Source organism: Larkinella insperata (assembly GCF_026248825.1).
GTDB lineage: Bacteria > Bacteroidota > Bacteroidia > Cytophagales > Spirosomataceae > Larkinella > Larkinella insperata.
This window is the reverse complement of record NZ_CP110973.1, coordinates 2,535,823-2,562,603: the sequence shown is the minus strand read 5'-3', so window position 1 is coordinate 2,562,603 and position 26,781 is coordinate 2,535,823. Positions and strand designations below refer to the sequence as shown.

Sequence of the window (26,781 nt, the reverse complement as noted above, 5' to 3'; positions counted from 1 at the left end):
CGATGAAACCCGTCGCCAAGCTCGCCCGCGTTCTTAGTCTACCGACTGCCATTATTCTGGTCATAAGCACGATGGTTGGGTCGGGCGTGTTCAAGAAGGTAGCTCCGATGGCCGCCGAATTGCAGTCGCCCGGCCTGATTCTGCTTTGCTGGCTGCTGGCCGGACTGGTGAGTCTGGCCGGGGCGCTGACCAATGCCGAAATGGCCGGGATGTTTCCGCAGTCGGGCGGGGAATACGCCTACTACCAAAAGGTTTACAACCGCTTTTTTGCCTTTCTCTACGGCTGGAGCAACTTCACGGTGGTTCGAACAGCTTCCGTGGCGGCTTTGGCGCACATCTTCGCCCAGTCGCTGATCGGCTTACTGGCGCTGGACGATGAAGCGGGTTTCCTAACAAAAATCATCGCATCGGCTCTGATTGCGCTTCTCAGTCTGATCAATTACCGGGGCATCCGGTTTGCCGGGGCCGTGAGCTGGGTGCTGACCTCCGCCATTCTGCTGACCATCGTCGGGCTGAGTGCAATGGGTTTTAGCTCTCCGTTGGGTAGTTTTGCCAACCTGAACCACAACAGCCCGGTTTTCGACGCGGGGTCTATGAGTGGGCTGGTGCTGGTGAAAGCCCTATTCATTGCCTCCCTCGGCGCGTTTTGGGGCTACGACGGCTGGAACAACATCGCATTCATTGGTGAAGAAATCAAGAATCCGCAGCGAAATCTACCGCTGGCGCTCGGCCTGGGAACGTTCTTTGTCATGGGGGTCTACCTGCTGCTGAATGCCATGTATGTGTACGTGCTGCCGATTGAAGACCTGATGGCCCTCAGCCGAACGCCGGAGAAAATTGCCGCCGTTGAGGTGATCCGGCGGGTGAGCGGGGCAACGGGAGCCTCGCTGGTGTCAGTTCTGATTTTGTGCACGACCTTCAACGCCACGAACAGCACCATCCTGACTTCAGCCCGGATTTACTACGCGATGGCTCGCGACGGGTTATTTTTCCGTTCCGTCTCCCAGATTCACGCCCAGTTCCGGACGCCCTCGGTCTCGATCGTCTGGCAGGGAGTCTGGTCGGTAGCGCTGGTGTGGTCCGGCTCGTTCGATCAGTTGACGGACATGCTGGTGTTCGCGTCGTTTATTTTCTACGGCGCCACGGCGTTGGGCGTCATCCTTTACCGTCGCTCCCACCCCGATATGCCCCGCCCCTACCGAGTTATTGGCTACCCGGTATTGCCCATCGTTTTCTGCCTCTTCTGCCTGACCCTGGTGATCATCACGCTCCTGGAACAACCCCGCGAAGCCCTCATGGGTCTGGGACTGATTGCCACCGGCATCCCCTTCTATTTTTTCTGGCAGCGACAAAGCTCCCCGGAGAGCTAGCGCGACATCCAACCCCCGCCCGGGGGTCGGATGCGGTTACCGGTGCTGCTGCCGGAACGCCATCGGATTTTGGCCGGTTAGCTTCTTGAAAATCCGGTTGAAGTACGACAAGCTCTCGAAACCACTGGCGAAACAGGCTTCCGTAACGGTTTGGTCGGCCAGCAGCAACCGCTTGGCCTCCCGGACCCGGTGCTGGTTGACAAACTCGGTGAACGTCATTCGGGTCATCTTTTTGAAATACCGGCAAAACGCTGGTATGGTCAGGTGGGTTAGGTCGGCGAGTTCGGCCACCTCGATTTTTCGTCCGTAATGATCATCGATAAACCGGTATACGCGCTGGAGCCGTTGCTGCTCTTTCATGGTGTAGGGCGACTCAACCGGGCGGCTGTTGAGCAGCGTGTATTCGGGCGATGTTGCCAGTATCTGGAAGATTTCCAGCAGCTCAATCAACTGCCGGAAATGCGATAACTGGTGAAACCGCACCAGCCGCCGGCCCACCTGCCGCTTCGTATTTCCGTGAAAAGCAATGCCCCGGCGCGCCATTTCAAAAAGCCGGGCGATGTCGGCCAGCTCCGGCATTTTCTGGAAATTATCCCGCAGAAAATCCTCGCGCATCTGAACCACCACCTTCCTGTAATCCGTCCGAACCCCGTAATCGAAGTTCAGGTGCGGAATGTACGAACCGATAAAAACCAGATCGCTGCCTTCGTAGCGCGAAAGATGGTCGCCAACGTGCCGGGGTCCGTCGGCGTTTTCGATAAACACCAGTTCGTATTCCGGATGGAAGTGCCATAGAAAAAAATCGTTCAGGTGTGGGGTTAGCAGCAGACGAAACGAACTGTTGGTATCGGCCTGTATTTCCTCCAGATAAGCTTTCATGACGGTATTGATTTGCACAAATTTATACATCCAGCGGTCAAGAATAGTTTATTCATATCAATACAGTTCAAATAGTGGCTATTCAAGGTGTAGTCTTCAGCCGGGCGCACCGCTACCTTTGTCCTATTCAATCTAAAATCAATACCATTCTATGGAAACGATGACGCCGACCCTGAATCCGACGATGCTGCCGGACAATGCCCACAAAGATATTCCCGGAAACCCGTCGACGGCCACCAGCAGCCACCTGAAACTCAACGACCGCTCCAACGGCAAACCGTTGCGCGTCCTGTCGGAAGACGACTGGAAATTCTGGGTCGAGAACGGGTACATCGTCATTAAAAATGCCGTCCCCAAAGAGCAGGCCGAACGCCTGGCGCAACTGCTCTGGACATTCGAGGAAAAAGACCCCAACGATCCCGCAACCTGGTACGCCCCGCCCCGCGCCGAAATGAAGATGAAGGAACTGACCAACAGTGGCATGGTTGAAATTTATAACCATCAATACCTCTGGGACAACCGCCAGACGCCCCGCGTTTACGATGCGTTCGTGGACATCTGGGGTACCGAAAAACTCTGGGTGACCATCGACCGCGCCAACCTGAACCTGCCCGCCCGGCCCGGCTTTGAGTTTAAAGGATTCATTCACTGGGATTACGATCCGGAAACCAAACCGCAGAACGTGCAGGGCGTACTGGCGCTGGCCGATCAGACCGACGAAAACATGGGCGGTTTTCAGTGCATTCCCGAGTTGTATCGCACCTACGACACCTGGAAGCTGACCCAACCCGCCGACCGCGATCATTTCAAGCCCGACACCACCGGCTTTGAGTTGGTGAAGGTGAAGATGGAAGCCGGTGACTTACTGATTTTCAATAGCACGCAGCCCCACGGTATCCGCCCGAACGTGTCGGGTAACAAGGTCCGGATTGCGCAGTACATTTCCATGATGCCCGCGCAGGAAGACAACGAAGCCCTGCGGCAGTGGCGCATCACGTCCTGGCGCGACCGCAAAGCCCCCGAGGGGTACGCGTTTCCCGGCGACCCGCGCGGCTGGGAGCAAACCCGCTACCAAACGGCCGAATTAAGCGACTTAGGGCAAAAGCTGCTGGGACTCACCCGTTGGTAATTTAGGCTGGCCCGATTGCTCTCCGGAAGATCAGCGGCAACCGTTGTTCTTCCGGAGCTTTTTTTGCCGGCGGTCAGCTTACCCAATCCCTGCGCGGAGAACCGGTTGCTAACTCAAAGCCGGTTTTGCCCGGTTCAAATAAGTAATCCGACACGTTGCATAAATTGTCTGATTATTCAAACCCGTATGTTGGTATTTTCACGGCAAACGGAAAGACGATCCCGTAAAACGGCTTTCTTCTCACGAAAAACAACATACCACTAATGTCATCCTCCCCTTCTCAGCCACCGGTGCGTCCGGTGCAACTGGCGATTGCCGGTTTGAGCAGCTACGTTGCCGAACCTACGCCCATCGCCGACTGGGCCGAATCCTTTCAGGTCCCTGATCGAAAAAACCCTTCCAAGTACCTGGATGGTCCGATGGTTGAAAAAGTCCTGGGCGTACGGTCGAAAAGCTGGGCGCCCGACGTTTTCCAGAATCAGGAGGTCGTCACGGAGGTGGCCCGGGAAGCACTCGCCAACGCCCAGATTTCGCCCCACCAGATCGATGCCGCTATTATTGTCACCTGCTCGCCGTATCAGGTGTTGCTGGATCAGGATGCGTTTTATTTTCTGAAAAACTTACAGATTCCGGATTCTGTGGTGCCGGTTCAACTGGGTGCGGGCTGCGCCGGAATGGCCCGCGCCATGCAGCTTGCCACGCAACTTTCCGCCGAAAACATCCTGATTGTAGCCTACAGTTTGAGCAGTCTCTATACCCAGACCCCGCTTTACAAACAGAATCCGGTGCATCCGCTGGGCCGCTCGCTCTGGATGTCGTCGGCGCTTTTCTCAGACGGGGCTTCAGCGCTCGTGCTGCGCAAAACCGGTTACCGGGGCGGATTGGCCTTCTACTCCCGCGATTCGCTGGCGTTTGGTCTGGAAGGCGGTTTCGACGATCCGCTGATTCATTACATGGGCGGGGGGGCGCTGAATCCGCCGGGTCAGGCTAAGTCGGAAGAACTTTCCTGCTTCGGTATGGCGGGCGATCGTGTGAAGGAGTACTACATGAAGGGCATGATGCTGAACCACCAGACCCTGATTCAGAACCGACCGACGTATCTAACCGACGTCCGGAAAATCTACACCCACCAGGCCAGCCCCGTGCTGACCAACGGTTTTCTGAACCACCTGATCGAAACCTGCGGCATTCCCCGGTCCAAGTTTGGCGTTAACGTGGAGACGTACGGAAACCTGGTAGCAACCAGTACGGTCAAGCTGCTGCACGACGATTTGACCAGCGGCCTGGTCAAGACCGGCGACGACATCTGCATCTCCGTCGTGGGTGCCGGTCCGGAGCGGGGCGCTTTTATTACCCAAATGGCCTGAGTTTTTTCCAAATCTAGCCGATGAGAGCGTAACGAGCCCTCCGAATAAGCGAGGGCTCGTTTTTGTGTACTCTAGCCGCGCTTGTTCAGCCAGTGCGCGATCTGATCACGATAGGAAGGACCAATCGGTATCTCCCGATCCGGCAATTGAAGGAATGCCCGCCCCACCCGCTTTACACATTGAATATTCACGGCAAACGAGCGGTGCACCCGCAGAAACTGGCCCGGTGGCAATAAGGCCATCAATTCCGGCAGACTGGTCCGAACCAGTAACGGTTTTCCGCCCTGATCAATTTTTACATAATTATCGGCCGCTTCCAGGTACTTGATCGATTGCGGCAGTATACCGATCCATTCATAACCATCCTTGACAAAGATTGGCTGAGCGGGCAGACGGGTTTGCAGACGCTCCTGCGCTTTGTGGCAGCATTGTAAAAACCGGTCAAACGCAATGGGTTTGAGCAAGTAATCCAGCACATTCAGTTCGTAGCCTTGGAGTGCGTGTTCGGGATAAGCAGTGGTGAAAACAACCAGCGACAGATTTCCCAGCGCCTGCGCGAAGTCCAGCCCGGTTAAAACCGGCATATTAATATCCAGAAACACCAGATCGACCGACTCCGTTCGCAGGTAGTCCAGCGCCTGATTCGGATTGGTGAAGGCATTCCGCAGTTGGACAAACGGAATCCGCCGGGCAAAATTCCGAATAACATCCAGCGCAACCGGTTCATCATCGACGGCAAGGCAACGGAGCATGGCAGCGGGTTGTTGAAGTGCATTCATCGGTTGGAAAGGTACGGTTTCAGGCGGAAAGTTGGAGCGTTAGCACTACCCGAAATACGCCATCCGTTTCGTCGGTCGTCAGCGTATACTGATTCGGGTAAAGCAAGTCGAGCCGTTTGCGAACGTTGGCTAAACCAATACCGCCACTCGGGTGGAAAACCGTTTTAGGTACCACACTGTTGAGCATAGTCATACTTAGCCTCTGCTTTTCTACATCCAGTTGCAGATCTACAAAGCAAGGGCCGTCCGTCCGAATACCGTACTGGAACGCATTTTCGACAAACGGGATTAGCAGCATCGAAGCGATTTGAGCGGGTTGCTCATCATACCGAATCTGGTAGTCAATCAGAATCGATGGATGATCGGGAATCCGTTTCCGCTGAAAGGCAATGTACGCCCGCAGAAACTGCAGTTCGTCGGCCACGCGCACCAGTTCACTGGCTCCCGTTCGGGAAACATAGGCCATCAAATCGGTCACCTGCTGCAGACTCTGGGCGGCCCCCGATCTAGTGGAAGGTTCGGAGGCACTGGCCAGCTGTTCCAGTTGAGCCGTCAGATTTTGCGCACCGGCCTGCTGGTGCTGCTCGGCCTGTTGGCGCTGTCGTTGCCATTTACGGTTTTCTACCAACCCGTTAATGGTTTGATAGAGCCATCCACTCAGGAAGTAAACGGCTCCAAACATAATGAGTACCTGGAAAGAACCACTTCGAGACCGATTCCAGATACTTTCCCAGATTTGCGGGCCGGTGGCATATGGGCGCAGGCCCCACTCCTGGAGATTGAGACGCTCAAAGCCCTGATTGAGGAAGTCATGCAGGTGCAGATACAGCGAAAAAAACATCTGAACCAGCCCCAGCAACCAATGAACCGCTAACAAGAATACCAGACCCGCCAGGTAATGAAAATACCGTTTAGTCAGAAAATACGGGCGGTAGATAAATTGGTAATGCGTCCAAGTTAGGAGAGCAAAAACCAGACTACGAAAAAAGGCACCCGATGGGTTGGCCAGAATTCTAGACCAGAAAAACTCCCAGACGGTTTGCTGGGTAAAAATGTAGTTATGATTGAAACTAAGGAACGTGAAGTATAGAAAATTGCCGCCTGCAATCAGGAAAGCCGTTAGCCGGGCGGTGCGCCGTTCGTCCAGACTCGTTACGAATTCACGGACCGGTGGCGGGTTCATTTCCCGTACCCGGATGGCCAGTTTTTGTAGCTGGTCGGCCAGTTTGTTGTTCTCTTCCGTCAGCGCCTGACCATAGACGGTATTCAATGCGTTGAAGAAGAAGTGTGGACTGATCTGCGCCCGCAAGGCCGCCAGTTCGGCCTGCCGGTTTTCGCGCTGAATGGCCTTGCGCCGGGCACGGATTTCGAAGAAAGCATAAACGAGTGCAAAAAGGGTGCTAATGATGAAATGACCAATGGAGATAGGATAGATGTTGGTGCCGTCCGACAGGGCTATAATTTGGACCACCGCTCGCCATTGTGACCGATAATGATTTGGAGAAGTAATATGGCGCAGATAGGTTGGCAAATCGCGGGCGCTTCCGTCCGTCCAGGCAGTGCAGAAAAGCCAAATAACAAGCCAGGCCGTCAGATATAGCGGTATCCGGATTAGATAAGCCCCGTATCGCCCGGGTAGTAAATACGGATAGATCAGATACCGGTAATTGCCCCAGATCAGGCTGGCAAAAACCAGAGCCAGCAAAGCTCCCTGCACCAGACGCTGCGCCAGCGAAGTCGGCCCGGCTTCTGCTTGAAACAACAGGAATAAGAAAGCAAATTGAACGACAAAAATGAACGTGTTGCGTTGAACCTGTGCCATACGACCAGCAGTAGAATGTTGAAGCAAAGCAACTTCTCAGCCGCCGGTTGTGCAAAAAAAAGGGACAAATGCGGCCACTGGTGGGGTAAAGACGCGCATTGCCAAATTTATCCTATAAGCGCCTTATTCCTTTTTTAACGATTTAGCCGGATTCTCAGGTCGGCTTTTCTGGCGTTCAAGAGTGCCATCAAAACCATCAGCGGAGCTTGATGCGGCAGACATAAACACTGAATTTTATTCAGGCAGACGGGCCGTCCTGCCCAGTACCGGCCCTAGCCTTTCAAAACGCCGGAATAACCAGACACCTTTACCTCAACCAAGCTCGCTTCCTGCTCACCAAAAGCAGCTCACCAGCGGCAGACCAGCACCTTGTTTTATCGCAAAATCACAACAATTCGAAATTTCAGGAGTATTTATTAATAGTGCATTCGTGACAGCGAACTTGAAGAATTTGAAAAGAATTTGCCTAATGATTGTAAACCAAGGTCATTTTAAATACAACCCGTTTCGAGGAAACCGTCTGGTTTTCACCAGCCTGTTTTTGTTTTTTTTAGCGTTTATCCCCCAGCTTCATGCTCAGAAGAGGGGCGAAAAAGTTGACAGCTTGCCTATTATTCCGCAACCCGGTATTCCGGTCGATAGCATCATTGCCCGGCTGGAAAAAGGGCACACGGCTCTGAACGACATCAGCAACCGCACCCGCCGGGGGTTCAGCACCTGGCTGATCGACGACCGGCTGCCGGAGGTCCAATCATACGTCCAAACGATCCGGACCAACCTGCGCATCTACAGCAAGGTGAACGACATGAAAAATATGCTCATGTTCCAGGTTCTGCTCCAGGATATGCAAACGCAGCTCAAAGCCTGGCGGGAAACGCTCTCGGGCTACGAAAAAGAGCTGTCTGGCATGAACGGACAACTTATTTCACTCGCCCGGGATTCGCTGCTGGTGCTGCCCAACGATTCCAGTTCGCGCGCGGTTTACTTCAACTCGCTCAAGGATTTGCGCCAGCAGTGGATTCAGGCCAGCGAATCGACAAACCAGAACCTGACAAAGATCAACAAGATGCAGGCCAAGGTGTCTGACGCCTACTTTGAAACCATCGAATTGACCAGTGTGGTCAACGACCGAATCCGGGAGTTTAACGCCAGAATCACCGGCAAGGAAACGGATTTTATCTGGGCCATTCCCAAAACGGCGGGTTCCGACGAACACTTGAATGATCTGGTGGCCCGCTCGTACGAAGGGCAGCGCGATATGCTCAGTTATTACTTCAACCGCAGCGCCGGTAACTGGATTTACATGATCGTCATCGGAGCATCTTTCTTCATCTGGGTATCCCGGAGCCTTTCTGTCATTAACAGGCACGGGCAACGGGAAATGGTGCAGAACGACCTGAAGTTAAAATACCTCCGGTCGATTCCCATTTTCTCGACGCTGGTCGTTGTGTTCAACTTTGCCCCGCTGTTTGACCTCCGGCCCCCGGCCGTGTACGTCGAACTCATGCAGTTTGTGTTGCTGCTGGCCATGACGGCCCTGTTTTTCCGCAGCTGGCCCCGGCAATTGTTCCGAAACTGGCTGGCCATCGTCACGCTCTACCTGCTGGTGATCGTCACCCGGTCTTCCATCATCGACCCCGGCATTGGTTTCCGGCTCTGGCTGCTGGTCCTCAACGGCATCTCCGTCTTGTTTGGTTTCATTTTCCTTTTCCGCATCCGGCAGGCCCTGTCGCTGGCGGGATTTGTCAAACAGGTTTCGGTGCTGTACATCGTTTTAAACGCCCTGGCGATCATATGCAACATTTTTGGTCGCATGAGCCTGGCGAAGATCTTTACGACGGCCTCCATTTACGGTCTGACCCAGGCCATCGGGCTTTTCACGATGGTGCAGATCATCAACGAAGCCTTCGCGCTTCAGGTAGTCAGCGGAAAACTAACCAGCGGCCTTGCCTCCCGTTTTAATTACGCGAAACTGGAAGTAGGTCTGCACCGGCTGTTGAGCGTGGTTGCCATCATCGCCTGGTTAATTATTTTCACCAACAACATTTACGTCTACAACTCGATTTACGAGGTAGTTGCCAACTTCCTGGCGACGGAGCGGACCGTAGGCAGCACCAACTTTACCTGGGGAAACATCGTCCTGTTTTTCATCGTCCTGTATCTGTCCAGCGTTCTTCGGAAGTACATCGGTTATTTCTTCGGCGAAACCGACGACGAAATTGGCGGCAACATCACCAACACCGACTCGCGGCTGGTCATGGTCCGGCTTTTCATGCTCATCGGCGGTTTTCTGTTCGCCATTGTTGCATCCGGCATTGGACTGGACAAAGTGACGGTGATTGTCGGGGCGCTGGGCGTCGGGATTGGCTTGGGGCTTCAGAATATTGTCAACAACCTGGTTTCGGGCATCATCCTGATCTTTGATAAACCGTTCCAGATCGGCGATTTTATTGAGATTACCAACAAAAAAGGGCGCGTCAAAAACATCGGCATTCGTTCCAGCCGCCTGCTGACCACCGAGGGTTCGGAAGTAATCATACCCAACGGCGATCTGCTTTCGGGACAGGTCATCAACTGGACGATCAACCACAAAGCCAAGCGCATCGAACTCACCATTAAAGCCGACGCCGAGCACGAACTGAGCATGCTCAAAACCGTAATTCGCGAAGAAATTATGAAACATCCGAATTCGGTCAAGCGGCAAAAACCCGAAATCTTTCTGTCGACGATCACCGCCGACGCCATCGAACTGAAAGTACGGACCTGGATCAACTCCGTAAATAAGGAAGACCAGTTCCGCAGCGAAATTCTGCTTAACATCTATCGCCGGTTCAAGGAAGCGGGCATCAAGATGATGTAAAAAGTAAGAATGATGAGTTGTGTGAGCAATTCATCATTCTTACTTCCTAACTCTTACCTCTTACTCCGAGCGCAGTGACTTGACCGGGTTCAGCAAAGCCGCTTTGATGCTTTGAAAACTAACCGTTAGCAGGGTAATAACCAGCGTGCCAAGTCCCGCGACGGCAAAAATCCACCAGGACAATTCGGTGCGGTATTGGTAGTTCTGAAGCCAGCCCGACAACGTGTAGTAGGCCAGCGGGGCCGCCAGGCAGAACGCAATCAGGAGCAGAAGCACAAACTCCTTCGAGAGCAGCCCCCAGACGTTGAGCACCGATGCCCCCAGCACCTTCCGGATGCCGATTTCTTTCGTGCGCTGCTCGGCCATGAATGAAGCCAATCCGAATAGTCCCAGGCAACTGATAAAAATGGTCAAAATTGCAAAACCAGCCGCCAGTTTGCCGATGCGCTCCTCAAACCCGAACTTTTTGGCGTATTCATCATCCACAAATTTATAAGCAAACGGCGTGTCCGGGGTGTAGGTCCGCAACACCTGTTCAATGCGGGCCAGAGCCTCGCTGGTGGCGAGTTGAGGAGCCAGCTTGATGTTGAAGACATTGACGTTTCGCTCCTGAACCGCGAACAGCGAAGGACTGACCGGTTTGAAAGGATCCTCTTTGATCATGTCTTTGACGACTCCGATAATCCGGTATTCCCGGCCGTTCCACTTGATGATTTCCCCCAGCGGCTTTTTAAAACCGATCAGCTTAACAAAGGCTTCATTCAAAATAACGGAAGACGAATCCGTTGAAAATTGACGGGAGAAGTCCCGGCCTTCCTTGAGCTGCCAGTCAACGGTTTTGCCGTAATCGTGGGTGATCCGATTGGCCATTACCAACGGGTGCACGTCCGGCGTTTTTCCCCGCCACGATATAGCAGTCGTTCCATCGTACTGAACAGTGACGGAACCTGATGAAGCCGATAGCTCCGCAACGCCCCCGGATTTGAGCAAGTCATGGCGCAGGGTTTCGTAATGCCCCAGCAGTTCGGGATTCATCCGAATCTCGATCAAGCCGTTGCGGTTATACCCCACCGAACGGTCTTTGGCGTGTTCGATCTGGCGAAAAACGATGATGGTGCCAATAATCAACGAAACGGAAACCGTAAACTGCACCACCACCAGCACTTTGCGCGGAACAGCCGCCAATCGGGAGAGTAAAACGGTTCCTTTCAGTACGTTGACGGGTTGGAAGGAAGATAAGTAGAGCGCCGGATAGCTACCGGCAACCAGGCCCGTCAGCACCGTAAAGGCTACCCCCGAAAGCCAGAACCACGGATTGCCCCATAAAATAGTGATCTTTTTTTCGGCGACCTCGTTAAAAATCGGCAAGGCCAGTTGAACAAAAAGAATTGATAGCACAAACGACAGAAAAGCCAGCAACAGCGATTCGCTGAAAAACTGGGCAATCAGCTGGCTCCGAACCGAGCCGACGGCTTTCCGAATGCCGACCTCCTTGGCGCGCTTTTGGCTGCGGGCCGTGCTCAGGTTCATGAAATTGATGCAGGCCAGCAACAGCACAAAAATGCCGATGATCCCAAACAGCCAGACAAACGTAATCAGACCGCCCGTATTAACACCGTCTTTGAAGTCCCGGTAGAGGTGCCATTTGCTCATCGGGTGCAGCCGGAACTCCGGTTTGTATGACGGCGGATCTTCCCGCTTCATCCGAATGTCCTTGATTTTGGCGGATACCTGTTCAAAATCCGCACCGGGTTTGAGCTGAACGAAAATCTGGTAGGAGTTGGAATCCCATTGGCTCAGGTCCGATTTTGCGTTCGGATCGATGGCCAGAAATAAATTCCAGGGCGCCAGAAACTGCACGTCGCGAAAGGCGCTGTTCGTTGGAAAATCCTCATAAACACCCATCACTTTGACGGTTCGTCTATTATCCACTTTAACCAGCTTGCCGAGCGGGTCGGCAGGTCCAAACAAGGATTGAGCCACGGATTCGGACAGCAGAATGGAATTGACATCTTTGGCGTCAAACCGGCTGCCCATGACCAGATTCAGCGTCATCATGTCGGCGAAAGTCGGCTCCACGTAATTACCGGATTTGGTGAACTTCCGGTCGCCGGACGCCAGAATTACTTCCCGAAAAACCGACAAGCTGACGGACTGAAAATCGGGATAGGTGGTACGCAGTTCGGCCGCCAGCGGAATCGGCATCACGTCATACGACGACTTCTCCGGCCCGAAGGACACAAACTGCCAGAGCTGGGCAATGCGGTCGTAGTTTTTGTGGTACCGATCAAAGGACAGTTCATCGTAGATCCACAGGCCAATGAGCAGCGCCACGGCCATCCCCGTTGACAGCCCCAGGATGTTAATCGAGGAGTACCCTTTCTGCTTAATTAAGCCCCGAAAGGCAATTTTGAGGTAATTCCGTAGCATGTCCGTATGGGTTGGTTGGGGATAGTTATCAGGTTGTCGTTTGATAAAAGCCGGTCGCAGGTAGGCCAGCAGATCACGCCAATACCGTCGGCGAGCCTGGGCCGCCCCCGAGCGCTTGGCCCGCAGCTGGAACCGTTCGTGCATGTCGCCCAGCACCTCTTCGCGCAGGTGCGGAGCCACCAGCCAGTTCAGTAGTCGGTCGGCGAAACGGGGCGGAAGGGGCATAATTATAAGTTGGGAATGATGAACTTTTACAGAATATCAGGTGCTTCGTGTACGCCCACCGCCGGGCGGTCGTGTTCACTTTTTTGCTCTTCACGCCACCGGCCTAGCTCCATTTCAAAATCGTCTGCGGCACGATGCGGTCCCAAAGCCGGTTGCGCACCGAACGAACGTCCTGCAACACCCGCCCACCCAGGGCTGTTACGGTGAACAGCCGCTTTCGACGTCCCCCCCTTTCGGCCGTAGCCTCGCCCATCGTGGAGGTGACGTAGCCTTTTTGCTCCAGCCGTTGCAGAGCCGCGTGTACCGCCCCCGTGCTAACGGTCTGGCCGGTTTCCCGTTCGAGTTCTTCGGCAACGATCACCGAATAGGCCGTTGGCACCAGCACGGCCACCGTCAGTAAAACCACTTCTTCAAATTCGCCAAGATCACTGCGTCGCATGCGTTGAAAATCAGGGAGGTTAAACGTCTGATTTATTTCTTCTATTTCCGTATATCAAATCCTTTGCCAATTGGGTAAAACACCTCATCTGGGTCTTTTTACGGCTTTTCTGATCATCAGATTGTCCGTTAGTGGACAATGGCTGTACGCATCTGGACAGTCGGGGGGACTTGCAGAAAAGCCGTCGGTCTGAAGCAATTAATTCCTACTTTTGACGAATCAACAATCCGAACCTGACCCGGTCGGTACGGAAACTATCATTTACCTATGAATCGTCGTCATTTTCTACAACAGTCGGCTGCGGCCAGCGCGGGCCTTGCTTTGGGGGCTCACCAGTCTTTTGCGAGCAGCGACCCTTCCTTTCCAACCGTCCGGGTAGCGCCCGACAAGCGGAATTTTACCAGTGCCGCCGTGGAGCGGGCCATTGAGCGCGTGAAGAAAACCGTTAAAGATCCCGAGCTGGCCTGGTTATTTGAAAACTGCTTTCCCAACACGCTTGATACCACCGTTCAGTTCAGCGAAGCGGGCGGCCAACCCGACACCTTCGTCATCACGGGCGACATCGACGCCATGTGGCTGCGCGACAGCACCGCCCAGGTCTGGCCGTATTTGCCGCTGACCAAAGAGGATGAACCGCTGCGGAAGCTGATCGCGGGCGTTATCCGGCGGCAGGTGCAGTGCATCCGGCTCGATCCGTACGCCAACGCGTTCTACTCCGACCCCACCAAGGAGGGCGAATGGAAAAAGGACATTACCGCCATGAAGCCGGGTTTGCACGAACGGAAATGGGAGTTGGACTCGCTTTGTTACCCGATCCGGCTGGCGTATCACTACTGGCAGACCACCGGCGACACCAGCCCGTTTGATGCCGACTGGGCCGATGCGATGCGGCAGGTGGTCAAGACCTGCCGCGAACAGCAACGCAAAACCGACCGGGGACCGTATAAATTTGGCCGCACCACCGCCTGGTCGACCGATACCGTGCCGGGCGACGGCTACGGCAACCCGACCAAGCCGATTGGACTCATTCACAGCATTTTCCGCCCGTCGGACGACGCCACGGTTTTCCCGTTCCTGGTTCCCTCCAACTGGTTTGCGGTGGTGTCGCTCCGGCAGGCAGCCGCCATGACGGACAAAATCCGGCCCGATGCCGCTTTTGCGAAAGAATGCCGGGCGCTGGCCGACGAGGTTGAAAAAGCCCTGAAGCAATACGCCGTTTACACCCATCCGAAATACGGCAAGCTGTACGCGCTGGAAGTCGACGGGTTTGGTAATCACCTCCTGCAGGACGACGCCAACGTACCGAACCTGATTTCGTTGCCGTATCTGGGGGCAATGCCGACCAGCGATCCGATTTACCGCAACACCCGGCGTTTTTCACTCAGCGCCGACAACCCGTATTACTTCAAAGGGAAAGCCGCCGAAGGAATTGGCAGTCCGCACACGCTGGTGAACAACATCTGGACGATGAGCCTGACGATGCGGGCGCTGACCTCCACCGACGATCAGGAGATTCTGACCCAGCTCCGGCAACTGAAGAAAACCCACGCCGGTACGGGCTTCATGCATGAGTCGTTCGATAAAGACGATCCGGCGAAATTTACACGCAAGTGGTTTGCCTGGGCCAATACGCTATTTGGTGAGTTGATTCTGAAAGTGGTTACCGAAAAGCCCCAGTTGGTCAGTAAGCCGTTGTAATCCGTACCCTAACTCGACCCGGAGCAGGCTTGTCCGTCGGGTTTTGATCCTAAGCTCCGGACGGGCACTCCCGATCGATACGATCCAGGCTGCCCGTTCGGAGCTTATTGATGATTTAGGCGCTGTCGTCCGGAAAGTCCTACGCACTCAATTTTCCAGTTACGGCCCGTTGTTTGATTAACCGAACCAATCCGTAAATGGCCAGCACGGCCGTTATAAAGAGACTCAGCCATTTCAGGTTGCTAGCAACCAGGCAAAGCACGGCGACCGTGGGCTGGGGCGCCGGATACCCCCGGAGCAGGGTAATGATAAACGCGTTTTCCAGCAGATCAAACACCAGACTGGTGACGGGAAAGATGTTGACCAACGACCCGGGAGCGACCACGCGCCTGCGATACAGCAGCGATAAAATGACGCAGAATAGAAACGTATAGATGATCGGGTAAATCGTATCGTCGATCAGAGCCCCCTGCGCGTAAATAGCGCGGCCTTGCAGTCCGTAATCCGCCACCATCTTTTGAATTCTGGCCGGATCAAATTCAAAAATCAGCAGATCAATCGGGCCGATTTCGTAACCGGCCAACTGATTTAACCGCGCTTCGAGCGGCCTCAGCAGAAAGATGGGAATGGGCAGATAAAGCACAATCGCCAGCAAGAGGCTTTTCCAGGAAGCAGTTCGGTAAAAGAAAGCAGAAAGTGCGTAGAGCATGGCACAGCAAGCGTTTGACTATCAGCAGAATGCTCACAAATAAAGGTACTTGCTCCGTCCTTCTCCAACTTCTATTTAGCAACCGGTTTTCCGCACGCTGTTTCTGCTCTTTATTTCCGTTTCTGTTGTTCGAAAATATGCACGCCCTTCTTGTTGCCCACGGTAATGTCGGGCCGCTTGTCGCCGTTCAGGTCCTCCACCGTGACGTGCAGGCCCACGCCCGAATCGTTGTCGATCTCGTGCGGGGTCCAACTCGGATTCTTGCCCGGCTTGAATTCAAACCAGTACAAAACCGCCGGATCGTCCTCGCCCGGATCAACCTTACCGTTGTGGGCGTAGTAGCGTTTGCCCGTCACCAGATCGGGGTGTTTATCGCCGTTCATGTCCACAAACGCCAGACCGTGGCTCTGTGAAAAGCCCTTGTAAATCTCGTGCGTCGTCCAGGTGGGTTTGCCCTGGGCGTCTTTGCCCTGCTCGTGCCACCAAATGCCGTACTTGTGGGCCGACGATGAAATCACGTCGTTCAGGCCGTCGCCGTTGACATCGTAGACATACATCTGGGCACAATCTTCACCGAAGTTGGTCGGGTGCCACGTCCAGTTGCCCTGTTTCGGATTGGCCGGGGCCTCCCACCAGCCCGAACGGATGAGCACATCCGGCCGTTTGTCGCCGTTGACATCGCCCAGCCCCAGGCCGTGCGTGTACATATGAATGCCGGGTGTCGAATCGCCCTTGCTGATGACGGTTTTTTCCCATTCCGCGGTAAAATCTTTATCAGGTGACCGCAACCAGATGATTTCCTTGGCCGTCGGGTCGTTGCAGACCAGGTCCTTGCGGCCGTCGCCATCGACGTCCACAAACAGGGGCGATTCGTTGCCTACCGACGGGTAAATCGGGTGCGCTTTCCAGTAACCCGGCTGATTCTTGGGGTTCTCGTGCCAGACGGCGGCTTTACCGGGAAAGTCGATCCGGATCACATCCAGCCAGCCATCCTGATTAACGTCCAGGGCGAAGTTAAGAAATGAGTTGCTGTAGCCCTCGTTGTAGATAAACTTCTGGGGCTTGGCCAGTTCGTGGGGCGTCCAGTTGGGGGCCTCAAACCAGTAGGCTCCGGCTACCACATCTTTCTTGCCGTCCTTGTTAACATCAATAACCGTAGCCCCTTCGGCAATAAATTCGCGGGACAGCGCCGTCTTTTTAAACTGCAGCTCGTTTCCTTTTTTCTCGGTACGCTGAGCATGGCAAACCAGAACACTCAGGGTCAGACAACCGCAGAAAACCGTACTCAATTTAGACCATCGACCTGCTTTTTGCGCCATATTTCTCATTCTTGTGTCTTCAACGGGTGGAGTAAGGGAAAGTGTAAAGAAGCCAAAAGCTACTTAACACTCAGTAAATAGGTTACCAGATTGTAAAAATCTTTTTCGGGAATGGTGTGCCGGAACTGATCGGGCATCAGGGTATACTTCGAAGCTTTGTACTCTTTCATGTCGCTCTTGGGTACCGAAAACTCCTTCCCGTCCAGGTTGGCAAACACGATTACTTCGCCCTCGGCCCGACGGTACAAACCGGTTTGCGTCTGGCCGTTCTTGAGCACGATGTTGTAAGTTCGAAAAGCTTCCGAAATGCTCCGGTTGGGGTCCAGAATTTTCTCGGTCAGGGCTTTCTGCCCCCAGTTTCCGATGCCGTCAAGCTGCGGACCGACCAGCCCGCCCGTGCCTTTGATCTGGTGGCACATGCTGCAGTTGTTCATAAAAACACTTCTTCCGGCATCCACCGAAGCGTTGGCCGTATTCAACCCGACCAGCCGCGCCTGAATCAGTTTTTCCCGTTCTTCGCGTTCGCTGGCGCCGTTGGCCCGCAAAGCCGTCAGTTGTTTTTGCTGCTCGGCGCTGGCTTTGGCCGTCAACCGCTCCATGACCGACGTTTCGGCCAACACATCGGCGCCCACCTGCTCGTCTTTCAGGGCCGCAATCAGGTGGCTGATTCCCCGCTCATCGTTCGCCAGGGCCGACGCAATGACGACCTGCAACGGCCGGGCACTCCCCGACAAACCGTTTTCAAGCGCCAGAAAAACCGCATCGGAAGGAGCTTGTCCCAACGCCGAAACCAGTTTTTGCCGGAAGCCCACCGGCTCCGTCCGATCCGCAAAAACCGTTGTGATCAAGGTTTGGTTCTGGTCCGGCGCAAGCGTCATCAGGGCATTTGCGGATGCGGTCCGCACGCGGGCATCCAGCCACTTCGCCCGCAGCAGTTTTTGCAGGGCCGGTTCCAGGGCTACAATCTTATACTTGCCGACGAGTTCAGCCGCCTGCACCCGTTGCTCAGCCAGTTCGTTGGGACCTTTGGCCGCAATCGACAGCACCGCGGGCTCCAGGTCGCTAAAACCAATGGTACCGATTTTCGAACTATCCACCACTTCCAGATAGCCGCGTTGGCCCTTGTACGGTCCCAGGTCCAACGTGGGCCGGGTTATCACATCATTCTTGGTCGCGGGCTTTTTCTGCTGCATCCGGTATTCCGCCACGATTTTATCGCTGCCGGCCAGCCGGACACGCACGGCATTGGCCGATATGCCCATCTTCGTCTCGCTATTCAGCAGATCGTTGTCGTAGACGGTCAACTGCAACGACGCGGGCAGCACGAAAGCCATTGAATGAAGCTGCGACACCGGAACCTGCTGGCCCATCAACAGGCGGGCGGGCCGAAACCGCTCGGTGGTCAGGTTGCTTGCCGCAAACCAGGAGCCTGGATCGCCGTTTTTGTCCAGCGGGCGAATTTTCCAGGTCTCTCCTGCTTCCGAAATGTTCGACAGAAACCGTTTGGCCAGCTCAACGCCCCAATCTTTCATCGGCGGCAAATCGGCGGCACCACTTTTGGCCATACCGTCGAGAATGGTGCGGTGCATGGTGAACTGGCTCTCAGGATCGTTCGTAAACCGGGCGCGTACGGCCGAAATCAGTTCGTCCAGCCGGGCTTCTGGCAAATACCGGCTCACAAAGGCTACGTAGTCCGTCAGTTGGTCGGTCGGCAGCCGGTTGTGGCGCAGTTCGTTCAGGACAAACACGGCGGCTTCCGGAGCCGGAACGTCGGTCATCGCTTTGGTTAGCAGGGCCAGTTGCGGCTGGGTCCATTGCCGACCGGCGGCCTCGGACAAGACGGCCTTGTTGCGCAGGCTGTTCCGCACGGCAATGATGGCCGTGTAGCGCAGATGCGAATCCTCAACCGGTGTTTTTTCGTATAAATCGCTGAGCATAGCCAGGTTATCGACATCTGGAAAACTCCCCAGTACCGCAGCGGCCGTCCGCCGAATGTTGGCGTCAGTACTAGCCAAGGCTTTGGTTACCAGCGCGTGTGTGCCTTTGTCCAGCTCTTTTCGTTCCATTAACACCCGCAGGGCGTGCACCTGGATCAGCGGTTCGGTATGCGTCAGGGCCAGCCGCAACTGATCGTCCGGCAGCGCCTTCAGCCGGTGCAGAATCCACAACCCCTGCACGTACGTTTGCGGATCGACGCTTGGTGTTGCCATCAGCTGTCGGACAGGTTCAACGGCTTTCGCACCCCAGGCATCCACCAACCGGTCGGCGATTTTCAGCCGAACGTTCAACTGCGGATGGCTCAAGCCCGCCACCAACTCCGCCAGACTGGCTTTCGACCAGTCCGTTACCGCCAGGTTCTGGTGCGGTTGCTTGCCCACGTATCGGATCTTCCAGATCCGACCGCTCACCCGGTCCCGACCCGGGTGCTTCAGATCCACCTCATAGTGGCCGATGATGCGGTTGTAGAAGTCCGCCACGTACAGCGCCCCGTCGGGTCCGACTTTAATATCAACAGGCCGAAACCACGGATCGTCGCTGATCAGAAAGTCGGCTTCCCGTTTGGAAATGGGCGTCGAACCCCGGTGCGTAATGCTGTTGCGGTTGATCTGGCAGGTGACCACATCGCCTGTAAAAAAGCTCTGGCGGTATTCCTGCGGAAACTGCACACCCGTGTAGTAGACCAGACCGGCAATGGCCGTTGACCCCAGCTCGTAGCTCATCATCTCGGGCGCAAACCCGATGCCCGGCGCTTTCTTGCCAAAGTGCGGGTAGTCCGCCCCCGCAATCAGCTGGTAGATGGGCTTGGAATGGCAATCCACCGAATACAGGTAGCCTAACTCATCGTAGGCGTTGCCAAAGGGGTTGACCCGCCCAAAGCTGGTTTGTTCCACCCGGCTGCCATCGATGCGAAACCGGAACGTGTTGCCCGACACCATTTTGATGGAGTCCCCGTCGGTCCCGGCCACCGTCGAGGCATTGGTAAAGCCGTGGCAGGCATACACCCAGCCGTCGAAGCCCCGCACCAGGTTGTTGACCATGCCGTGCGTATCGCGGTAGCCAAACGGCCCCAGCACCCGCTGCTGGCCATCCGCCTGGCCGTCGTGATCCGTATCCCGGTAGTGGGTCAGGTTGGGGATGCTGTAGGCAATGGCGCCCTCGGTGGTGGGCAGAATCCCGATGGGAATGTTGAGGGTGTGGGCAAACGGGGTAAAGCGGTCGGCTTTGCCGTCGCCGTCGGTGTCCTCCAGGATGGTGATGCGGTCTTTGCCGTTGCCGGGATCGGCGGGCAGGGGGTACTCCGAGGATTGGGTGACCCACAGGCGGCCCCGGTCGTCGAAGTCCATGTTCATGGGCTTGGTGATGTCGGGTTCGGCGGCAAACAGGGTGATCTCAAAGCCCTCGGGCAGGTGAAAGCCCAAGCGTTCTTCTTCGGGGGTGCGGAACGAGGTGGTCCGGACGTTGTCTCCGAACTTGGCCCGGCTGTCTTTCTGGCTTTCGTTTTTCGCGGGCAACTTACACCCTTGCATGAAAAGCAAAAGTAACCCCGTGTAACCAATGATCAATTTGTTGGTCAGCAACACGTTCATGTGTTTATTAGCTAATGTAAAAGGAATGACTGGCTTTTTTGTGTTTCCTGTCGGCCCGGCGGGGGCTTCTGTTTCGGCTACCAATCCCGTAAGGCAACAACTGGCGATTTCTACGCTAAGCAACTGACTGTTACGGCACTTTCACCGTAAAAATTTTGCTGTAATTGTATTTCTTCAGCGGATTGTTGGTTCGAGCGGCTATGCGAACGTAGTACGTCTGGCCCGACGACAAGCCCGTGACCTCATCCGAAAACATACCCGCCAGAATATCCGTATCGCTCACCGCAGCCAGTTCCGTCTGGGCCTTGAAGTCAAATACCGAGTTGTTGACCGTCGGCACGCGCGAAACCAGCACTTTCCGCTCCACGATTTTGTCGCCGACCTGCGCGCGTTTCAGCCGGTAATTTACCGTTACTTTACCGGCTGCCGGGGTTACGGTTGCGTCCGTAATGGCCAGAAACGGCACTACTTCAAAGTTATTTTCCGTGCTGGCGCCGATGGTGATCACGGCCGTATCAATCGGAAAAAAAGCGCCTTCTGTGACCAGCACTTTGTATTCGTTCTGGAAGACAAACGCATTTTCAAACGTGCCGTCCGGCTTTCCCTGAAACGCAATGGGCGAATTCAGCTTACCGCCTTTTTCAAACAGCTTGACCGTAAAGCCGTTGGGCTGCTCGGCCTGCAATCCCTCGTTCGTTATTTTATCAATCAATTTCCCGCGAATGCCGCCGTTGGGGGCAACGTAATTATCAATCTTTGAGCAGGAAGTGAGAATCAGACCGGCCAGCAGGCTGGTCATTATGCGTTTCCGGATCATGGTGAGATGCCTTTACAATTAATAATTCGGGTTCTGGATCAACTTGGGATTTTTGGCCAGTTCGGCCGGATCGATGCGCTCGTAGTAGACCTCCACCCCGAACGTTTTGTAGGAGGTGGCCACGGAGCGCTCAAAACGATAGGCTTTTTTCTGAACGTCGTAATACGGTTTCAGAGCCGTTGCCCGGGTGTTGTTGAACAGCTTATCGGACACCCGCCACCGGCGATAATCCCACCAGCGGTGGTTTTCGAAGGCCAGTTCCACCAGCCGCTCATGCCGAACTCTGTCGAGCGTTACAGCCGCGTCTTTCAGTTCGACAATCCCCGCCCGGGCGCGAATCAGATTTACCTTGGCTTTTGCTTCGGCCATGTTTCCTAACTCCACGGCAGCTTCGGCGTAGTTCAAAAGCACCTCGGCATACCGAAGCTCAATCCAGGGCTGCGAAGAACCCTGCGTCCGGACGCGCGACCGCTCCAGGCTCGGGTCCATGTATTTTTTCACGTAGAAACCGGAAGCCGATTTCTCCGAGCCCACCGTCCCGAAACCGCTCAGCCCAACGATCCGCAGCGTTCCGTTGGCGTTGTCGGGCTGGTGGGTGTTCAGGTTGTACAAAGCCGAGTAATCCCCGCTTTCCCATTTAACTCCCTGGTCATAAATACCGGCCTGTACATCAATGGCGCTACCTTTCCACTCGCCGAAAGGCACAATGACGGTGGCTTGTAGGCGCGGATCGAAGTTCCGGAATAGGTCGGTGGGTTTGGTGTAATAAATGGGTTCCGTGGGCGTGCCGATTTTCAGGGTTCCGGGCGAGCCGTCGATGTATTCAAACTGCTCCACCATTTCCAGCGTCGGCCCAACACCCGAACCGTATCCGTCGGGGCCGCGAATCCCGAAAGGAATCACATTCCGGTCGTAATTGTGTGTTTTGTCGGGGTACGAAAAGAAGCGGGACAGAATGGCTTCGGGGTTTTCCCGGTCGAGAAACAACTGCTCGAAGTTTGCCTGCTTGTCCGGATTCTTGTCGTAAAGAACATACTTTCCCGACTCAATTACGGCTTTGGCCGCGTCGAAAGCCGCCTTCCAGTAGTTGGGCGCTTCGGTGGCCGCGATTCCCAGAACACCGTTTAGCAAAACCGCCCCGTATTTGGCCGACGATGCCGCGTACAACATCGCCCGCGATTTGAGGGCCAGAGCCGCATATTTGTTGGCCCGCCCTTTCACGTTCGTTTCGGGCAACAACGAAGCGGCTTCGTCGAGATCGGCCGCAATAAAATCGTATACTTCCTTTTCGGAACTCCGCGCCACCTGAAGCTCGGGAATGTTGTCACCGGTATAGTTCTGTACGGTTTTGATGATCGGCACCCCGCCGTACCGCTTCACCATGGCAAAATAGTAATAGGCCCGGATGAACTTGGCCTCACCGGTCAGGTTCTTTTTCAGCCCTTCACCGACTTTAGCGGCCGGCAGATTTTCGAGCAGGTTGTTTACGTTCCGCACGTGGTTGTAGCCCCACCACTGCGTGCTGGTACCGCCCCGGACGCTGTTGTAGATGGACATGCCGATTCCGGCCTCGTCGGTATCGGCCGAAAAACCGCCAAAATTGAAATCTTCCATCGGTATGGCGTTGTAAAGGCTTGCCATATAGGCCGTGATGGCTTCTTCGCTCTGAAAAACCTGCTCGGTCGTCAGGATGTCCAGGGGACTGATGTCCAGTCGCTTGTCATTGCAGGAGTTGGTCAGGCACATCATGATCAGCACCGACAGCCCAAAAAGAATCTTATTTTTCATATCCGTAGCTTAGAAGGTGATGTTAACGCCCAGATTGTAGTTTTTGGTGATCGGGTACGTGAGCTCGGTGTTGCGCTCCGGGTCGACGTATTTCAGTTTTGTCCAGGTAAAGAGGTTGAACCCGCTGACGTAAAGCCGCACATTCTGAGCGCCAATTCTTGACAGCAACGACTCTTTGAACGTGTAGCCAATTTCCATACTCTTCAGGCGCAGGTATTTGGCATCCTGTAACCAGAAGGCCGAATTCCACTTGTTGGACGCCGGGTAGCCCGTGGACGGAAACCGGCCGGGCACCCACGGACTGTTTACATCATACAGATCCTCGTGGTGCCAGCGGTCCATAAAGTAACTCAGCGCATTCCGCCCGGCCCAGGTCAGCGGTCCGCCCATGTACCAGGTTCCCTGAAAGTTGAAATTGAAGTTGGAAGCGCCCTGAAAAAGCATATTTGCGTCGAACTGTTTGTAGGTCAGCGAGCCGCTTAGACCAAAGTTTATGTCCGGCACGTTACCCCGCCCGATCGGCACAATGTCCAGATCGTTGATGATACCGTCTTTGTTGACATCTTCGTACTTGAGGTCACCGGGCCGCATGGTTTTGTTACCCTGATTGTCCTGCAGGGGCGAATTGAAGATTTCCTCCTGCGTCTGAAACTGGCCGATGTACCGGTATCCCCAGGAAATATTGTCCCAGCGGTTGGTCATGTTGCTGCGCCAGTTGAGGTAGGAATTGGCATCGGCCACACGCTCGATGTACGATGCACGGCCGCGTGTATACGTCACGTTACCCGATACGGAATATCGCAGCACACCATTGCGTTTGGCGTGCCCCAGCACCAGCTCAAAACCCCGTTTCAGGTCTTTGTTCAGGTTTTCCTGCGGCAGATTGGCCCCAACGGTTCCGGGAATGGTCACAATGCGGGTGCCCAGCAAACCGGACCGGTCGCGCTGAAACAGATCGAGCTGCATATTAATCAGGCCGTTGTTGATGTCCAGATCCAGACCAATGTTTTTGGATGTGACGGTATACCAAGTGATGTTAGGATTGGGTATGCCCCGGAATCCCAGGCCCGATACGACGCCGTCGCCGAAAAAATAATTGCCGCTCGGATACGTATAACCCGTCAGAAACTGAAACGACGAAGCCCCATCGTCGCCCATCTCACCCCACGATCCCCGCAGTTTTAAATTGGATACATACGGCAGGGCATTTTTAAAGAATTCTTCATCCGAAATCCGCCATCCGGCCGACGCATACGGGAAAAAACCCCAGCGTTTTCCCCGCGGAAATTTGGACGACCCGCCGTAATTAAAACCAAATTCAAAAAGGTATTTCGACTGATAATCATAGTTCAACCGGCCGATAACGTTCTGATTATCGTTTTCGTAAATATTACTCGAATTAACCTGCGCGTTTTTGGAGAGCCCCGCAAAGAGTTGGTCAACATTCAGGGAGAATTCTTTTTTGGCCCACATGTTATCCGCCATCTCGTGTCTTTCTTCAAAAACCAGGGCTGCTTTTACGCCGTGCTTCTGTTTAAAAACTCGGTCGTACGTAACTTGCCCCAGCACCGTCGTGCGCTGAAACGTGGAATAATCTTCCGTCATATTCGGCGGATTATTCTTCGTACTCGAGTTGATATAAGTATCGGTTTCTTTGTTATACGTATACATCAAAAACTTTGGTCGCCAGGCTTTCATGAACCGATCCTGGTTATAAAAGCCGTACATAAACTTGGCACTTAACCCGGGCACCGCCGGAACTTTATAATTCAGCGTAAAGCTGCCCTGAAAGGTTTTATTCCGGGTCTTCGTATAACCGCCCATGTCGGCGTGGGTGATCGCCAGCGGGTGCTGGCCGTCGTAGGTGTCGCTGAGGTATTGCGGATTGTTATTGGCATAGACCGGAACCGTCGGGTTTTGCATAAACAGGGAGAAATACGTCCCGCCAATTCCGCCATCAACGTAAGCCGGAGCCCCCGGTTCGTTTTTGTTGTCCAGCAACGCATCAATTCCCACAACCGCTTCCAGGTTCTTGGTGATTTCGCTGGTTACATTCGAGCGGATGTTGTATTTCTTGTAATTTAAATCCCCGCTTTTCCAAAGGCCCATTTCATCTACATACCCGAGCGAGGTGAAATATTTAATTCGGTCGCTGCCGCCGGATACGTTGATGGTGTGGTTTTTCATGGGCGTAAAATCCCGCATGACCAGATCATACCAGTTGGTGCTCGGATAGGTACCGTCGCGGTATTTTTCCAGATCTTCCCGCGAAAACGTGGTGGAACCGGGCGCCCGGCCCGTATTAATCTCATTTTCGGTGCTGATTACCGCAAACTCGTAGGCGCTGTACGGGGTTGGCGTGTTCGTCACTTTGTTAACCTGATAAAAGCCCGAATAACTGATCTTGGGCTTACCGGGTTCGCCTTTCTTGGTCGTTACCAGAATCACACCGTTGGCTGACTTCACCCCGTAGATGGCCGCCGAAGCATCTTTTAATACCGTTATTTCGGCAATGTCGTTGGGGTTGATCCGGGCAAAATTGATGGCGTCCATCACCAGACCATCCACCACAATCAGCGGATTTCCAAATCCCCGGATATCGAAACGGGTGTTATAGGACCCCGGCTCACTGGAACTTTGCGTCACCCGCAGGCCCGGCAGCCGCCCCGCCAAACCCGTAACGAGGTTGGACGTGGGAATACTCTTCACCTCTTTGCTGCCAATGGAAGCCACCGAGCCCGTTACGTTGGCGATTTTTTGGGTACCGTAGCCCACCACCACCACTTCGTCGAGTCCCTTGGCATCGGCCTTCAGTTCGATGTCAATAAGGGTCTGATTGCCAACCGGAACTTCCTGAGACAGATAGCCGACAAACGAAAAAACAAGGACGGGTTCACCGTCGGGCAAGGCCAGGCTGTACTTTCCTTCGGCATCGGTTGCGGTGCCGCGCTGGGTGTTTTTGATGACAACGCTCACCCCCGGCAGCCCCTCCCCTTTCTCATCCTTGACCGTGCCCGTAATTCGTCGCTCGTCCGCCGTTTGGGTTTTCGGGGCCGTCTTCACCGGTTCAGCCAATGGCGTTTCAAGATTGATAACGACCTGCCCACCCACCACTTTGCTGCTGATCCGGGCGGGTTTGAATACTTCTTCGAGGGCTTCCGGCAGGGGGCGGTTCAGGATGTCGAGTGATACCTTCCGCTTGGCCAGTGTGTGCGAACTGTAGACGAATTTCACGCCCGCTTTGCTTTCGAGGGCCGCCAGCACATCCTTGATGCCTTTTTCCCGGATCGACAGCGAAACGGTTCGCTGGAATACGTCCTGCGCGAAAACCGTATTGGCAAAATTAATACCGGTCAACAGGCCACTTGTAATGAGTTGAATCAGGAAACGTTTCGCAATAATGGCACAAGCGGCTGCCCGGCTTTTTAGATATATTTTCATAGTTCCGTTGGTCTAAATCCTGAAAAATTTGACAAAGACATCCCGGCTCATCCAAAAATGAGGATCAGGAAACGTTAAAAGAATCGGCAGTATCGTGGTGGGCCGGAAGCGGCCCGGACCGT

General features: G+C 54.5%; 16 protein-coding genes. 5 read left to right on the top strand and 11 right to left on the bottom strand.

Features of this window, described 5'->3' with window-relative positions; translation table 11 throughout:
• The first annotated feature begins 2 nt into the window (after nucleotides 1–2).
• Nucleotides 3–1,370 (top strand): APC family permease, encoded by a 1,368-nt coding sequence (locus OQ371_RS10430; protein WP_265993702.1) that lies wholly within the window; start codon nucleotides 3–5, stop codon nucleotides 1,368–1,370.
• Nucleotides 1,371–1,406: 36 nt separating this feature from the next.
• On the opposite strand, the gene OQ371_RS10425 is transcribed toward OQ371_RS10430, so the two are convergent.
• Complete coding sequence (locus OQ371_RS10425; RefSeq protein WP_265993701.1) at nucleotides 1,407–2,249, bottom strand: AraC family transcriptional regulator; 843 nt, start codon at nucleotides 2,247–2,249, stop codon at nucleotides 1,407–1,409.
• Nucleotides 2,250–2,400: 151 nt separating this feature from the next.
• On the opposite strand from OQ371_RS10425, the gene OQ371_RS10420 reads away from it, so the two are divergent.
• Together OQ371_RS10420 and OQ371_RS10415 are read left to right on the top strand one after the other, a co-directional pair.
• A complete protein-coding gene (locus OQ371_RS10420; RefSeq protein WP_265993700.1) occupies nucleotides 2,401–3,378 on the top strand; it encodes a phytanoyl-CoA dioxygenase family protein in 978 nt (325 codons plus the stop codon).
• A 263-nt stretch (nucleotides 3,379–3,641) separates the two neighbouring features.
• On the top strand, nucleotides 3,642–4,745 hold the full coding sequence (locus tag OQ371_RS10415; protein WP_265993699.1) for a 3-oxoacyl-[acyl-carrier-protein] synthase III C-terminal domain-containing protein: 1,104 nt from the start codon (nucleotides 3,642–3,644) through the stop codon (nucleotides 4,743–4,745).
• Nucleotides 4,746–4,816: 71 nt separating this feature from the next.
• On the opposite strand, the gene OQ371_RS10410 is transcribed toward OQ371_RS10415, so the two are convergent.
• Nucleotides 4,817–5,524 carry a LytR/AlgR family response regulator transcription factor gene (locus OQ371_RS10410; protein ID WP_265993698.1) on the bottom strand — a complete coding sequence of 236 codons (708 nt, stop codon included), beginning with the start codon at nucleotides 5,522–5,524 and terminating at the stop codon, nucleotides 4,817–4,819.
• Between the two features lie 19 nt (nucleotides 5,525–5,543).
• Nucleotides 5,544–7,346, bottom strand: coding sequence for a histidine kinase (locus OQ371_RS10405; protein WP_265993697.1), 1,803 nt, complete (start codon nucleotides 7,344–7,346; stop codon nucleotides 5,544–5,546).
• Nucleotides 7,347–7,815: 469 nt separating this feature from the next.
• On the opposite strand from OQ371_RS10405, the gene OQ371_RS10400 reads away from it, so the two are divergent.
• Nucleotides 7,816–10,206 carry a mechanosensitive ion channel family protein gene (locus OQ371_RS10400; RefSeq protein ID WP_265993696.1) on the top strand — a complete coding sequence of 797 codons (2,391 nt, stop codon included), beginning with the start codon at nucleotides 7,816–7,818 and terminating at the stop codon, nucleotides 10,204–10,206.
• 60 nt (nucleotides 10,207–10,266) lie between these two features.
• Here the strand turns inward: OQ371_RS10400 and OQ371_RS10395 are convergent, their stop codons facing one another.
• Both OQ371_RS10395 and OQ371_RS10390 read right to left on the bottom strand, forming a co-directional pair.
• Entirely contained in the window at nucleotides 10,267–12,861 is a 2,595-nt protein-coding gene (locus OQ371_RS10395; protein ID WP_265993695.1) for an ABC transporter permease, read from the bottom strand.
• Nucleotides 12,862–12,964: 103 nt separating this feature from the next.
• Complete coding sequence (locus OQ371_RS10390) at nucleotides 12,965–13,300, bottom strand: PadR family transcriptional regulator (protein WP_265993694.1); 336 nt, start codon at nucleotides 13,298–13,300, stop codon at nucleotides 12,965–12,967.
• A gap of 267 nt (nucleotides 13,301–13,567) precedes the next feature.
• On the opposite strand from OQ371_RS10390, the gene OQ371_RS10385 reads away from it, so the two are divergent.
• Complete coding sequence (locus OQ371_RS10385; protein ID WP_265993693.1) at nucleotides 13,568–14,998, top strand: glycoside hydrolase family 125 protein; 1,431 nt, start codon at nucleotides 13,568–13,570, stop codon at nucleotides 14,996–14,998.
• A 139-nt stretch (nucleotides 14,999–15,137) separates the two neighbouring features.
• Here OQ371_RS10385 and OQ371_RS10380 read toward each other — a convergent pair whose 3' ends face one another.
• The 6 genes from OQ371_RS10380 to OQ371_RS10355 form a co-directional block, all read right to left on the bottom strand.
• Nucleotides 15,138–15,707 (bottom strand): hypothetical protein, encoded by a 570-nt coding sequence (locus tag OQ371_RS10380; protein WP_265993692.1) that lies wholly within the window; start codon nucleotides 15,705–15,707, stop codon nucleotides 15,138–15,140.
• 110 nt (nucleotides 15,708–15,817) lie between these two features.
• On the bottom strand, nucleotides 15,818–17,026 hold the full coding sequence (locus OQ371_RS10375) for an FG-GAP repeat domain-containing protein (protein ID WP_265993691.1): 1,209 nt from the start codon (nucleotides 17,024–17,026) through the stop codon (nucleotides 15,818–15,820).
• Nucleotides 17,027–17,085: 59 nt separating this feature from the next.
• Nucleotides 17,086–20,613 carry a PVC-type heme-binding CxxCH protein gene (locus tag OQ371_RS10370; RefSeq protein ID WP_265993690.1) on the bottom strand — a complete coding sequence of 1,176 codons (3,528 nt, stop codon included), beginning with the start codon at nucleotides 20,611–20,613 and terminating at the stop codon, nucleotides 17,086–17,088.
• A gap of 130 nt (nucleotides 20,614–20,743) precedes the next feature.
• Complete coding sequence (locus OQ371_RS10365; protein ID WP_265993689.1) at nucleotides 20,744–21,430, bottom strand: DUF3823 domain-containing protein; 687 nt, start codon at nucleotides 21,428–21,430, stop codon at nucleotides 20,744–20,746.
• Nucleotides 21,431–21,448: 18 nt separating this feature from the next.
• A complete protein-coding gene (locus OQ371_RS10360; RefSeq protein ID WP_265993688.1) occupies nucleotides 21,449–23,218 on the bottom strand; it encodes a RagB/SusD family nutrient uptake outer membrane protein in 1,770 nt (589 codons plus the stop codon).
• Nucleotides 23,219–23,227: 9 nt separating this feature from the next.
• Complete coding sequence (locus OQ371_RS10355; protein WP_265993687.1) at nucleotides 23,228–26,659, bottom strand: SusC/RagA family TonB-linked outer membrane protein; 3,432 nt, start codon at nucleotides 26,657–26,659, stop codon at nucleotides 23,228–23,230.
• Nucleotides 26,660–26,781: the final 122 nt, after the last annotated feature.